Origin of the sequence: Aquimarina latercula DSM 2041, from assembly GCF_000430645.1 — a bacterium.
GTDB classification, from domain to species: Bacteria; Bacteroidota; Bacteroidia; order Flavobacteriales; family Flavobacteriaceae; genus Aquimarina; species Aquimarina latercula.
Window position 1 is genome coordinate 13,564 of record NZ_AUMK01000005.1, and the last position, 13,412, is coordinate 26,975.

Consider the following 13,412-nt stretch of genomic DNA (forward strand, 5'->3'; position numbering starts at 1 on the left):
CATGAAAACCACACCTAACATCAGTAAACTATTCATTATTAGCATTATTACTCTTTTTTATGCTTGTAGCAGTGATAATGATAATGAATCTGGTGATGATACTATTGATCCTATAACTTGCCAAAACCCTGATAGTGCGATTTATGAAGAAAAAGACGGATTAGTAGCCGTCGAATTCGAAAGTATTAAAGACCATAATGATTGGATAAAAGAAAACACTACTACAGGATTCTTAGGAACACATTACTTGGTATGGAAAGAAAATCAATTCTTAGGAGCTCCTGGAAATGGTCTTCTTACTTATAAAATAAAAATTTCCAATCCAGGTGTTTATCGGTTTATCTGGAGATCCAGAATAACTAATGGAACATCAGGTTCTGAACACAATGATTCATGGTTGCGATTTGCAGATGCTTCAAAGTTTTATGGAAAAAAAGGAGAAAGTGTAGTCTACCCTGCAGATACTGGTCAATCTCCTACTCCAAATGGTTCTAGCAAAGATGGCTGGTTTAAAATATACAAAAGTGGTCCTGCGGATCAATGGAAATGGCAATCCTCTACTAGTGATAATGATGCTCATGATATTTTTGTAGAATTTGATACGCCTGGCACTTACACCATGGAGGTTTCGGCTAGATCTACCTTTCATGCACTTGATCGATTTGTTTTATTCTCTGAAAATATCAATCAAAATGATGCAATTGACGAAACCACAATATTGAGCGAAATCACTTGTGATTAATGAAAAAAAGAAAAATTGGAACCATTAGTATTGTTGTCAGAGAATATGATGAAGCAATCCGATTTTATACCGAAAAACTAGGTTTCCAATTAATTCAAGACATCCAACTTGATAATAAACGTTGGGTAACCATAGCTCCAGAAAACGACTCAGAAACCTCTATTTTACTAGCAAAAGGAACCACTGCAGAACAGAAAAAAGCAATTGGAAATCAAACCGGCGGAAGGGTTTTTCTTTTCCTTCAAACTGATAACTTTTGGAGAGATTACAATACGATGAAATCAAAAGAAGTTATTTTCTTAGAAAAACCCAGAGAAGAAATCTACGGAACTGTGGTAGTTTTTGAAGATTTATATGGAAACAAGTGGGACCTTATAGAACCCAAAAAGTAAATTTCTCATTTAAACCTTTTTCCTAAATCACGGTCTTACTAAAAAAGACTGCGATCATGAATACTTCTTTAACAGATAAACAAATACAACATCTCTATTGGCGTATTGGTTTTGGAATCGATTCTTCAGAATTAAAAAATGTTAGAAAATTTTCTAAAAACGAAATAGTAAATCATCTGTTTTCAGAAAGCAGACAAAGCACTGATCTATCCCTTGATTTTGGAGCTTTACTAAAAAATCCACGAGATTTATCTAGAGAAGAACGAAAAGAGTTACGAAAACTTCGCAATAAAAAATTGTTAGAACTTAATATTCTTTGGTTAAAACAATTAGTAGAAACCAAACATGTCTTAAGAGAAAAGATTACATTGTTTTTCCACAATCATTTTGCTGTTAGATTAAAAACACCAAGAGCAGCATTGCATTTAAACAATATAATAAGAAAGCATGCATTAGAAAACTTTGGAGAGATGTTGATCGAAGTCTCTAAGTCTCCTGCCATGTTATTATTTCTAAACAATAGGCAAAATCGAAAAAATAATCCCAATGAAAATTTTGCCAGAGAGGTTATGGAGCTTTTCACACTTGGACAAGATAATGGATACACAGAAATAGATATAAAAGAAGCCGCAAGGGCTTTTACTGGGTGGAATTTTAATAAAAGTGGAGCATTTGTGTTTAGACAAAAACATCACGATTTTGGTTCTAAAACTATCCTAGGAAAAACTGGTGATTTTAAAGGCGAAGATGTTATCAAAATTCTTTTAGAACAAAAACAGACAGCGAAATATCTCGTTGAAAAGATATATCGATACTTTGTTAATGAAAAAATAGAACCTTCTCATATAAAAGAACTAACAAATATCTTTTATAACTCCAATTACAATCTCGAAACTTTAATGAAAACCATATTCTTAAGTGATTGGTTTTATGAACCTCAAAACATAGGTGTCAAAATAAAATCACCTGTAGAACTACTTGTCGGACTAAGTAAACCTTTTAGGATAGCCTATAAGGATCCAAAAGTACTATTATACCTTCAACGTAAACTAAATCAAACTTTATTTTTACCACCTAATGTAGCTGGATGGCCTGGTGGAAAATCTTGGATCGACAGCTCTACTTTAATGCTACGCTTAAAACTGGCATCCGTAACCCTAAACAACGGAGTTATTGAGTGGAATAACAATGATGATGGAACTACAGCAATGATGCGAGAAAAATTCTATAATAAAGTAAAATCAAAAATGCAGAGAAAAACCAAAGCTACCCCTAATTGGCAGTCCTTTCTTGCTTCATTGGAAAAAGAAAATAAAGAAGAATTAATTGATTTTATAATACAGCCAGAATTATCAAATGGTGCAAAAATGGTTGTAAACAAACTAGATTCTAAAGACACTAAAAATTTTATAGTTGAATTAATGAGTTTACCAGAATATCAACTTTGCTAAAACCCTAATTATGGACAGAAGAGATTTTTTAAGACAATCAGTTTTTGCATCAGGAATAGCATTAGTTCCCTCATTCCTGAAAGGGATGGAATTTTTAACACCAGAACAATTATCAGGATATAAAAATTTAATCATTATTCAACTATCAGGTGGTAATGATGGTCTAAATAGTATTATTCCTATTAATAATGACATTTATTATCGTTTAAGACCTACCATTTCTAAAAAAGCCATAGAAACTTTAAAAATAACAGATGATTTGGCGTTTAACAATAACTTGAAAGAATTAAGAGAGTTATATGATCTAGGAGAAGTGTCTATAATTAATAATGTAGGATACCCGAACCCTAATCGGTCTCATTTCAGAAGTACGGACATCTGGCAAACGGCTAGTGATACTAACCAGTATTTATCCTCTGGTTGGGTAGGCAGATATCTCGATGCTAATTGCCAGCATCCGTATCAAGCAATAGAGGTGGATAATTCACTATCACTTGCTATGAAAGGAAAAGATTTAAATGGTATTGCTGTTTCTTACTCTAACCAATTACATCGAACAACAAGAGAACCTTTTTTTAATAATCTAGCGAAGAATACTAATAAAGAAATGCTGGATGAGGATAATCAAGGGTATCTATATAAAACAATGCTAGAGACTCATTCATCCGCAGCTTACATTTATAACACTTCTAAAATCTATAAAACCAATATAGAATATCCACAATCAACATTTGGCAGAAATCTAAAAACGATAGCTGATTTTATAGTATCTGGATTAAAAACACGGGTTTATTATAGTTCTCTAGGTGGTTTTGATAGTCACGTAAATCAAGTAAATAGTCAAGACCGTTTGCTTAGTGTATATTCTAAAGCAATTGGAGCTTTGGTAAAAGATCTTAAAAAGAATGATCGATTTAAAGATACGCTAATACTAACTTTTTCAGAATTTGGTAGAAGAGTAAAACAAAATGGAAGTCATGGAACCGATCATGGAGCTGCCAATAATGTAATAGCTATAGGAGGTTCATTAAAAAAAGTAGGTGTCTATAATGAATTACCAAATTTATCAAATCTTGATGCTAATGGAGATATCAAGTATACGATAGATTTTAGAAGTATTTATGCCACAATTTTAAATAATTGGTTAGAGGTTAACGATCGACAAGTCTTGGACAACTATTTCAAAAAGCTTTCTTTTGTATAAAGTATTACAAGTTTTTCCAACGAATCAAACCCTTTTGCATACTATGTAAGTAGTTAGTTACAAAATTAAAAAACTTATACCAAAATACAGGCCTTAGTACTTTAAATAAAAACAAGACAAAACTCACTAAAAATCAATGCTTTTACACTTTATCAAAACTAAAAACAAGGAAGAACTACAAAAAACACAACACGTTTTTTACGGTAAAACCGTAAAAAACGTGTTGTTTGTCGATACAAAACAACTCTTCATCTAAAACATGTCAAATCATTTCATTACATAACTATTTGATTGTAAATTTGATACAAATCAAGTAGTAAATTCATTAAGCCCCAAAAAACATGAAAACTATAATTCTTTCCATTTTTGTTTTGTTTTCTCTTTCTACAATTAGTGCTCAAGAGACCACTTCTACAGAACCAACAAAAGCTGAATCTAATAATGTAAAGAATACTAAAGTTGATTTTTATCAGACTTTAATTGCTGTGAATAATTTTGATATTAAAATTAAGAAAGTAGAGACTACCAGCGTAGAAACTAAAACTGATTTCTATAAGACCTTAATGATTAAAAACGGTTTTATCAATGATAGCGAAAAAACTACCCGTTTAGCTAACAACAACCTAAAAGATAAGGACTCTACAATTACTGATAGCACACAGATTACTGGATTATTGCCATAATTTTTTGAATATATATACACTAACCGCACCACTATTTTCTTGCTTGATATAGTGGTGTTTTTTTTTAGTTAAGTTTAGAAAAGCTTACATTTATGTATGCAAATTCATGAAACCGCTTTTATTGTTTCCACATACCGTTCATATCATGAGAATGTAAGTAAAGATATCTATGCTAAATTATGGAACAATCCTAAAACAGAAGCTCTTATACCATCAATTACTAAAGCGATATCTAAGGAAGAACCTATCTTACACAGTATTAGGAATAGATACTTTTACGAAAGATTGAAATCTTTTTTTGACAAAAACAATGGAGGAACACTGATCAATTTTGGAGCAGGCTTTAGTATGTACCAATTCTTACTGAATGATCATGTATCAACCATTGAAATTGACAAAGCAGATATTATTGAATACAAAAAGAGTAAAATAGATTTGTGGACTCAAGAAGGTAAATTACCAAAACGTGATGTTCAATATCTAAGTCTTGATTTTAATCTAGATTCTGAAGAAAAGATGATTAGTTCATTAAAAAAAATGATTACAAAAGCACCTACTTTTATAGTACTGGAAGGTGTATTATTTTTTCTAAATAAAACTATTACTCAAAAACTCTTTACCGTATTTAAAGGATTACAAAAACAAGGTGATCTTATAGGTAGCGTATCGTATGTCCCTGAAATTGAAAAACTAGAGGTCTATAAAAGATTACTCAATTATTTTGATTCTCATAATGACGCTAATGATGCATTTGCTCATCAGACTATTCCAAATTCATATTATGAAAATCTCGATGGATATGTTTTAAAAGAGCATATCGATGAGTATCAATTATCCAAACAGTATAATCCAGAATCTCAATTAGCTAGTGCAAAAGAAATACTTAATGAACATATGTATCTTCTAGAAAGAGTTGATTAAATATATCTAAACCTTATTTCATAACTTTGGCCATCACATGATATCTCGGATCATCAATATCATGTTCTATAACATTTGCCAATCTTGGAGAAGCTTTAATCATCAAAGCCTGACACTCTTCGCTCAAATGTTTTACACGCACTGTTTTACCTGCTTCTTCATACTTACCTACTAAGTTAAAAATAGCCTCTAATGCTGAATGATCACTAACTCTAGATTCGATAAAATCAATTTCTACATTTTCTGGATCATTTGCCACATCAAACTTAGAGTTAAAAGCCTGAATACTTCCAAAGAATAATGGCCCCCATATCTCATAAACTTTAGTCCCATCTTCCTTAATGTGCTTTCTTGCTCTAATTTTTTTCGCATTTTCCCAAGCAAATGCCAATGCAGACATAATTACTCCTGCAATAACGGCAACTGCTAAATCAAAAAACACAGTCAATGAAGAAACTGAGATCAATACAATTGCATCTGTTAAAGGAATTTTATTTAGTATTCTAAAACTAGACCAAGCAAATGTACCTATCACTACCATAAACATTACACCTACAAGCGCTGCAATAGGAACTTGCTCAATTAATCCAGATGCAAACAGTATAAACATTAACAAAGTAACTGCTGCAACAATACCTGATAAACGAGTACGTCCACCACCTTTTATATTAATAATCGATTGTCCAATCATAGCGCAGCCACCCATTCCTCCGAAAAGACCTGTAACTATATTTGCACCACCTTGCGCAAGACATTCTCTGTTAGAATTTCCTCTGGTTTCTGTAAGTTCATCAATAAGATTAAGTGTCATTAGCGACTCTATCAACCCAATTGCAGCCAAAATCAATGCATATGGCCCTATAAACTTAAATGTTTCCCAGGTCATCGGGACTTTATTAAAAATATCAAACTGAAATTGTGGTAATCCTCCTTTTAGACCTTCTCCTCCTCCATCTTTAATAAAACTACCCACTGTAGCAACATCCAATTTACCCAAGATTACAATAGCCGAAACTACCAAAATAGCTATTAAAGCTTCAGGAAACTTAGCAGTAGCTTTTATTTTAGGAAGTCCCCACATAATCAACATTGTTAAAGCAACTAATCCCAGCATTAAAAACAATCCCGATCCCTGCATCCAAGCTTTTTCTCCTTGAACATACTCCTTAAACATTCCTAACTGAGAAAGGAAAATTACAATTGCTAATCCGTTGACAAATCCCATCATCACTGGATGCGGTATTAAACGCACAAACTTACCAAGCTTAAAAACACCAGCGAGCATTTGGATAACACCCATTAAGATAACTGTAGCAAAAAGATAATACAATCCTAATTGTTCACCCTCTGCTCCCATAGCATTTCCTTCTGCCACAAGACTCACCATAACTACAGCAAGTGCTCCAGTAGCACCAGAAATCATTCCAGGACGCCCTCCAAAAATAGAAGTAATTAATCCAATCATAAATGCCGCATACAAACCCACTAAAGGATCTACACCAGCCACAAATGCAAAGGCTACCGCTTCGGGAACTAAAGCTAAAGCTACAGTCAATCCTGATAGAATATCATTTTTGGCATTTGCCACTCTTTTTCTTACAAACTCAGTCATAATCAGTCTATTTTGAGGGTGCAAAAATACAGTTATTTTGTGTCCTGACAAGTAAAATCATAACCTATCTATTACCAAAACAAAACTAAAACGTTATAGAAGATCTTAAAAATATAAAACTTAGTATATTTATGCCTAACTCATAATGCTCATGCGAACCATCACTCTCATTATCAGCTCACTGTTGATTATATCTTGTAATTCTACTAAAAAAGATACTGCCGAAAACTTTGATTTTACCACTATTTTTGAAAAAAGTAATGGCACAGAGACTCCAACATATCCAGAAGTTATTACCTATTATCAAAATTTATCCAAAGTCTACCCAGAAATCAATATTCAAGAAATTGGAAGTACGGATAGTGGCCACCCGCTTCATATAGTAACACTCAATCCAGATAAAATATTTGATTTCGAAAAAATAAGACGTGACAAACGTGTTTTATTGATCAACAATGGAATTCACCCTGGAGAAAGTGATGGTATTGATGCAACTATGCTCCTTTTTAGAGATATTGCTAAAGGGATGATCAAAACGCCAGAACATACTGTTTTAGTTACAATTCCGGTGTACAATATTGGAGGTGCGTTAAATAGAAATTCTGGAACTCGAACTAATCAAAATGGTCCTAAAGCATATGGTTTTAGAGGGAACTCCAGGAATTATGACTTAAATCGAGATTTTATAAAAAATGACACAAAAAATGCACAGACGTTTGCAGAGGTTTTTCATTTAACGCAACCAGATGTTTTTATTGATAATCACGTTAGTAATGGTGCCGACTACCAGTACACACTAACACATCTATTTACTCAACACAATAAACTAAACGGAAATCTTGGTGATTATTTACACAACCAAATGCATCCACAGTTAGAAAAATCGCTATCCAACAAAAATTGGGACATAACACCTTATGTAAATGTTTGGGGAACAACACCAGATAAAGGATGGACACAATTCATGGATTCTCCTAGATACTCTACAGGATACACAACGCTATGGAATACCTTAGGAATGATGGTAGAAACTCATATGCTAAAACCATATAAACCAAGAGTACTAGGGACATATGAATTAATGAAATCTATGATCGATATCACCGAAAAAGATGGAGAAAAAATAAAAGATCTTCGGCAAAAAGCTTTTACCGACTTACCAAAACAAAATACATATCCGGTAAATTGGAAAGTAGACACTACCAACGCTACTAATTTCGATTTTAAAGGATACGAAGGGTTATATATAAATAGCGAAATCACAGGTGCTAAACGTTTAAAATATGATCAAAATAAACCCTACACCAAGAAGGTTAGATACCAAAACTATTTCTCTCCAACTTCCGAAATTACTATTCCAACTTCATATATAATACCTAAAGGTTGGTGGAATGTCATTGATAAATTAGACCTTAACAAAATATCATACAAAGCTGTACAAAAAGACACTACAATCTCTGTAGAAGTATACCATATAAAAGATTATAAAAGTCGAAAAACGCCATATGAAGGACATTATCTTCATTATGAAACTACAGTCAAAAGAAGCACCGAAATAATAACTTTTCGAAAAGGAGATTATATAATCCCTACAAATCAAAAAGGCTTTAGGTATTTACTAGAAACATTAGAACCTGAAGCCCCAGATTCATTTTTCAACTGGAACTTCTTTGATACCATTTTACAACAAAAAGAAGGGTTTTCTCCTTATGTTTGGGAAGACAAAGCATTAGAATTATTGGAAAATGACAGTAATCTTAAACAAAAGTTTGAAGAGAAGAAAAATGACACTGTATTTGCTAAAAACTGGTATGCACAATTAGATTGGATTCATAAACAATCTGATAATTATGAGAAAGCACATATGCGCTATCCTATTTATCGAATCCTAAAATAACTTTATGTCAGATTTAGTTTATCTATTTTAACCTTAATTCCTGATGCTTGCATCTCTTTTTCGATACTTTCGAATTGAGTTTTATCTACGCTTTTTATGATACTACCATTTTTCAGATAATGTAAATAATCGCAAGTTTCATAAAGTGTTGAAAAAATGTGGGATGATAATATTACTATTTTATTAAGTTGTTTTAACTTAATAAGAATTTCATTAATGACAGTATTGCTATATATATCAACTCCGTTAAAAGGTTCATCTAGAATAAAAACATTATTATTCTGCAATAATATACCTGTTAACGCTAATTTTTTCTTCATTCCTGTAGAATACCTTTCTGCGTATTGTTGCAAGGGTAAGTCAAAAATATTTTTTTCGCTAAAATCATTAATTTTAATATTCCTAGCATTACATAATAATTGCAAATACTCTTTTCCTGTAATTTTAGAAAGAAAATAAGGATCTGTAGGTAAAAACCCCATTACATTCTTCATATTACCTGCATCATAGTCGATAGAACCATTAAAACTTTCCATCCCCGAAATAGATCTAAACAAAGTAGTTTTTCCAGCTCCGTTCTCTCCTACTAAACCATGAACTTCGCCAGGATTAAATGTTAGATTAACATCATTCAAGACATGGTTATTACCGTAATACTTATCTAAAGATTTTATTGATATCATTTTAGCAAAAGATCTAAGTTATTCAAAGCTTTATTATAAAAATAAGGTAATGTTATTATCATTAATGGAGGAAACAAAATACACAATACTCCAATCACTCCTTGCATAATCTCTAACCCTTGACTCCGAAAAGCATATTTCATAAATACAAACATTATCAAATATACCCAACCTAACATTAAGAAAAGTACCGCTATGTGTATCTGATTCAAATAAAATACAGATAAAAACACAAACATTGGAATAGTTAGCAGAAAGCTATATTTGATAGCAATTAATACTTTATGCATTAAAAATTCTTTAGAATTCATTGCATGTACCCATATATAAAATTCTGGATCCTGTTTCATGTAGTAACCAGAACAGGTCAAAAATACAGCTACGATAGCAAATAAACCCAAGTTAAAATTACCTTTAACAACAGCAATAATTACTAAACCATATATCAATAAAAATATCCAAAAAGTTTTTCTAAACCCTATTATAAACTCAGAAGGTTTTTTACTAAATGGTGTAGGTACTATTAAAGAAACTTTACTTCTTTTCTTAAACAACGAAACTAACAATGTCAATAAAAGCATAAAAACTACTTCCACATAATATGATTTATACAACAAGAATATTGCAAACGGTAATGTTCCTAGCAAACTATTAAGCAATTTGATTTTTTTGAGATTGTAACTTGAAAAATGTTGTTTTATAAAATCACTATGTCCAGAGCTACTAAACGAATAAACAAAAGCGGCACTCAATGCTATATAAAAATAAGATGCATAAGGTACTTTGTTAAAAAAAAATATTGACAACCAATAAAACAGTACAATAATAATAGGATACCCTATTATTGGCTCTGTACCAAAATCTTTAAAAGATCGGTAAAGACGCTTACATTGCAATTGATAATAATATTTCAAAAGTTATTTATTAAAAAAAGAATCTCTATCATTGGTCATGTTTTAGCCATAAAAGTTACAATGTTCCCAAATATCTGACTTCGAAAAAAGATTTTCTAAAAAGACTATCTATCGTTTTAATTTACCTAAAAAAATCTTAGTGACTTAAAAAACACAACCATAGGTAACAGAAAACTTATTCAACAACATATAGCTTCATATAATTAATCAATAAACTTTTATCATAATATTTAGCACTATTTTCATGTACCTGTTGAATTATAACAAATATTTACAACGTTTTATTATTAAACCTTAACGATAATCAAACTGTTCTATAGAAGGTTTATTGAATAGTTTTATTGCAAATTTAAAAAGTGGGGTAGTTTGAAAAAGATGATTACTTTTGCAAATGATATTAACTTATCAAAATACTAGAAAACAACAATTAGGAATTAAATAGTTTTAATGCTTAAACAATCTATTGAACTGATTGCTATCAAGTAAAAAAATAGATTAAAGTAAAGAGGAAAAATCATACTCCGCTAATGCAAAATTGCATTAAAAAAATTTAAAAAACGGGAAATGAAGGGATTATTTGATGATGTATCATTTAAGTGCAGTAAGATAGTTACACAAAATTATAGTACTTCATTCTCTATGGGTATCAAACTGTTTGACAAATCAATAAGAGATAGCATATTTAGTATTTATGGATTTGTACGTTTTGCCGATGAGATTGTCGATACATTCCACGATTACGATAAGACTACTTTGTTTTCGAATTTTGAAGAAGATTATTACCGTGCTTATGATCAAGGTATAAGTCTTAATCCAATACTAAACTCATTTCAAATAACTGTTCGAAAATACAACATTGATGATGAGTTAATCCAGGCCTTCTTAAAAAGCATGCGCAGTGATTTATCAAAGAAAGAGTTTGATGATAATGAGATTAAAGAATACATATATGGATCTGCAGATGTAGTAGGATTAATGTGTCTTAAGGTTTTTGTAAACGGTGATGAAGAACGTTATCAGGCTTTAAAACCCGCTGCAATGCGTTTAGGCTCTGCTTTTCAGAAAGTAAATTTCTTGCGTGACATCAACGATGATATTAATCAGTTACATCGCATCTACTTCCCTATCTTACGGGATAATGAACTAACTGAAAATATCAAGAAAAAAATTATTGAATATATTAATGAAGATTTCAAAGTAGCTCTAGAAGGTATTAAAGAACTTCCGGACAACTCAAAAAATGGAGTTTATGCAGCATATCTTTATTACACTAAGCTTACCACCAAAATAGAGTATACACCTGTTGAGAAATTACTGAATGAACGAATTCGTATACCAAATAGATCTAAAATATGGACATTAGCGTCTATTTACATCAGTAACAAACTTAAACTGGCATAGAACACAATACTAAACTTTACGAACTATGTCTCTTTATCTAATTATTCTTATCATATCACTCGCTGGACCTCTGGCTTTGAGTTTTGAGAAAAATCTTAAACTATATAAGCGTTGGAAATATTTAATTCCAGCAATACTAATAACCATGGTTGTTTTTGTTGCTTGGGATATCATTTTTACTCATATTGGATGTTGGTTTTTTAATCCAATCTATAATTCTGGGATTTATATAAAAAAGCTTCCTTTAGAAGAATATCTATTTTTTATTGCAATTCCGTATGCTTGCGCATTCTCTTTTTATGCGGTTAAGTTTCATTTCCCTAAATTCAAAGTAAATGAGAAATGGACTAAAATTTTAACCATTCTAATTGTAATCGCATCCCTTACAACCTCATTATTAAACTACGATCTCACGTACACTTTTGTTAATTTTCTTGTTTTACCAATAATACTCCTATTGGGTTATTATTTTACAAGAGAAGTAGTACAATATTATTTAGCTATATACCCAATTTTACTTATTCCATTTTTCATTATTAATGGAATACTAACTGGAACAGGAATTGAGCAAGCCGTTTTTGACTATAATCCAGAAGTAATACTAGGAATTCATGTTCTTTCAATTCCGCTCGAAGATATGTTTTATAATTTTTCATTGCTTTTATCCCCCTTAATGCTCACTCATATTTTTGAAATGAGAGCTAAAAAAAACAAACAGGTATGAAAATTGCATTAAAGGATTTCAGAATTCATGGCTTGTATTTATTTGGTGAGCATGTTTGTTCATTTAATGAAATATCAATCTGTTTAGCAAGCACTAAAATTATTGCTAATAAAACACTCTCATGATAGATGAATCGGATGATTAAATACATTATTAATGAGGGACTTCCTATAACTTTTATAGTTTTTTATTGCGTAGGGTTAGTTTTGTATTTCACACCTATTACTCATGATCTATTTATACTAATTACGCCATATACCTTAGTGCTTGTTTCTGCAGCAGTCTTTTCCCATCACAAAGAATGGAGTTTAAAAACGATCATAGTTTTAGCCAGTATATTTATATCAGGTATACTAATCGAAATTATTGGTGTAGCAACCGGTAAAATTTTTGGAACTTACACTTATGGTCAAGGACTTGGTATTAAAATAATAGACGTACCAGTTATTATTGGTCTTAATTGGGTCTTCTTAACATATGCATCAAACGGAATAATATCTAAATACACATCAAAAAATAGTTTGATCATTGTGGGCGCTGCATTATTAATGGTATTATACGATATCCTATTAGAAAAAGCAGCTCCGTTGATAGATATGTGGATGTTTTCTAACAACGAACCTCCTGTAAATAACTATATAGCTTGGTTTCTATTAGCTTTACTGTTTAATTGGGTAATTCAGAAGTTCAACATAAAAACAAACAATCGCCCTGCACGTTGGTTATTTTTTATTCAATTTGGCTTTTTTATAATTTTAGTTATTCACCATATCTACACACTGAAATGA

The 13,412-nt window shown here is 31.3% G+C and carries 13 protein-coding genes; 10 read left to right on the forward strand and 3 right to left on the reverse strand.

Features of this window, described 5'->3' with window-relative positions; genetic code table 11:
- Position 1: 1 nt before the first annotated feature.
- The 6 genes from H526_RS0107150 (at position 2) to H526_RS0107175 (ending at position 5,393) form a co-directional block, all read left to right on the forward strand.
- Complete coding sequence (locus tag H526_RS0107150) at positions 2-742, forward strand: hypothetical protein (RefSeq protein ID WP_035084852.1); 741 nt, start codon at positions 2-4, stop codon at positions 740-742.
- Positions 742-1,134, forward strand: a complete 393-nt coding sequence (locus tag H526_RS0107155) for a VOC family protein (protein ID WP_027392370.1) — start codon at positions 742-744, stop codon at positions 1,132-1,134. Before H526_RS0107150 ends, H526_RS0107155 begins: the two co-directional genes overlap by 1 nt.
- Before the next feature lie 56 nt (positions 1,135-1,190).
- Positions 1,191-2,585 (forward strand): DUF1800 domain-containing protein, encoded by a 1,395-nt coding sequence (locus H526_RS0107160; RefSeq protein ID WP_027392371.1) that lies wholly within the window; start codon positions 1,191-1,193, stop codon positions 2,583-2,585.
- A 10-nt stretch (positions 2,586-2,595) separates the two neighbouring features.
- On the forward strand, positions 2,596-3,789 hold the full coding sequence (locus H526_RS0107165) for a DUF1501 domain-containing protein (protein WP_027392372.1): 1,194 nt from the start codon (positions 2,596-2,598) through the stop codon (positions 3,787-3,789).
- 341 nt (positions 3,790-4,130) lie between these two features.
- Positions 4,131-4,472: a hypothetical protein gene (locus H526_RS0107170; protein ID WP_027392373.1), complete on the forward strand. Its 342-nt coding sequence runs from the start codon at positions 4,131-4,133 to the stop codon at positions 4,470-4,472.
- A 96-nt stretch (positions 4,473-4,568) separates the two neighbouring features.
- A complete protein-coding gene (locus H526_RS0107175) occupies positions 4,569-5,393 on the forward strand; it encodes a class I SAM-dependent methyltransferase (protein ID WP_027392374.1) in 825 nt (274 codons plus the stop codon).
- A gap of 13 nt (positions 5,394-5,406) precedes the next feature.
- On the opposite strand, the gene H526_RS0107180 is transcribed toward H526_RS0107175, so the two are convergent.
- Positions 5,407-7,005: a SulP family inorganic anion transporter gene (locus H526_RS0107180; protein WP_027392375.1), complete on the reverse strand. Its 1,599-nt coding sequence runs from the start codon at positions 7,003-7,005 to the stop codon at positions 5,407-5,409.
- Between the two features lie 151 nt (positions 7,006-7,156).
- On the opposite strand from H526_RS0107180, the gene H526_RS0107185 reads away from it, so the two are divergent.
- Positions 7,157-8,902, forward strand: a complete 1,746-nt coding sequence (locus tag H526_RS0107185; protein WP_027392376.1) for a M14 family metallopeptidase — start codon at positions 7,157-7,159, stop codon at positions 8,900-8,902.
- A 2-nt stretch (positions 8,903-8,904) separates the two neighbouring features.
- Here the strand turns inward: H526_RS0107185 and H526_RS0107190 are convergent, their stop codons facing one another.
- Positions 8,905-9,585: an ABC transporter ATP-binding protein gene (locus H526_RS0107190; protein ID WP_027392377.1), complete on the reverse strand. Its 681-nt coding sequence runs from the start codon at positions 9,583-9,585 to the stop codon at positions 8,905-8,907.
- Positions 9,582-10,499, reverse strand: a complete 918-nt coding sequence (locus H526_RS0107195) for a hypothetical protein (protein WP_035084855.1) — start codon at positions 10,497-10,499, stop codon at positions 9,582-9,584. The genes H526_RS0107190 and H526_RS0107195 overlap by 4 nt, the downstream gene beginning before the upstream one ends.
- A gap of 564 nt (positions 10,500-11,063) precedes the next feature.
- Between H526_RS0107195 and H526_RS0107200 the strand changes: the two genes are divergently transcribed.
- From H526_RS0107200 to H526_RS28575, 3 genes are all read left to right on the forward strand, one after another.
- Positions 11,064-11,900: a phytoene/squalene synthase family protein gene (locus tag H526_RS0107200; protein WP_027392379.1), complete on the forward strand. Its 837-nt coding sequence runs from the start codon at positions 11,064-11,066 to the stop codon at positions 11,898-11,900.
- Between the two features lie 25 nt (positions 11,901-11,925).
- Positions 11,926-12,624, forward strand: a complete 699-nt coding sequence (locus H526_RS28570; RefSeq protein WP_035084859.1) for a lycopene cyclase domain-containing protein — start codon at positions 11,926-11,928, stop codon at positions 12,622-12,624.
- A gap of 137 nt (positions 12,625-12,761) precedes the next feature.
- The gene (locus H526_RS28575) at positions 12,762-13,412 is read left to right on the forward strand and encodes a carotenoid biosynthesis protein (protein WP_158594455.1); all 651 of its coding nucleotides are present in this window, start codon (positions 12,762-12,764) and stop codon (positions 13,410-13,412) included.

Excerpts from the sequence above, each read along its gene's own strand:
- H526_RS0107150 (WP_035084852.1), top strand. The coding sequence starts at position 2 with ATGAAAACCACACCTAACATCAGTAAACTATTCATTATTAGCATTATT.
- H526_RS0107155 (WP_027392370.1), top strand. The coding sequence starts at position 742 with ATGAAAAAAAGAAAAATTGGAACCATTAGTATTGTTGTCAGAGAATAT.
- H526_RS0107160 (WP_027392371.1), top strand. The coding sequence starts at position 1,191 with ATGAATACTTCTTTAACAGATAAACAAATACAACATCTCTATTGGCGT.
- H526_RS0107165 (WP_027392372.1), top strand. The coding sequence starts at position 2,596 with ATGGACAGAAGAGATTTTTTAAGACAATCAGTTTTTGCATCAGGAATA.
- H526_RS0107170 (WP_027392373.1), top strand. The coding sequence starts at position 4,131 with ATGAAAACTATAATTCTTTCCATTTTTGTTTTGTTTTCTCTTTCTACA.
- H526_RS0107175 (WP_027392374.1), top strand. The coding sequence starts at position 4,569 with ATGCAAATTCATGAAACCGCTTTTATTGTTTCCACATACCGTTCATAT.
- H526_RS0107180 (WP_027392375.1), bottom strand. The coding sequence starts at position 7,005 with ATGACTGAGTTTGTAAGAAAAAGAGTGGCAAATGCCAAAAATGATATT.
- H526_RS0107185 (WP_027392376.1), top strand. The coding sequence starts at position 7,157 with ATGCGAACCATCACTCTCATTATCAGCTCACTGTTGATTATATCTTGT.
- H526_RS0107190 (WP_027392377.1), bottom strand. The coding sequence starts at position 9,585 with ATGATATCAATAAAATCTTTAGATAAGTATTACGGTAATAACCATGTC.
- H526_RS0107200 (WP_027392379.1), top strand. The coding sequence starts at position 11,064 with ATGAAGGGATTATTTGATGATGTATCATTTAAGTGCAGTAAGATAGTT.
- H526_RS28570 (WP_035084859.1), top strand. The coding sequence starts at position 11,926 with ATGTCTCTTTATCTAATTATTCTTATCATATCACTCGCTGGACCTCTG.
- H526_RS28575 (WP_158594455.1), top strand. The coding sequence starts at position 12,762 with ATGATTAAATACATTATTAATGAGGGACTTCCTATAACTTTTATAGTT.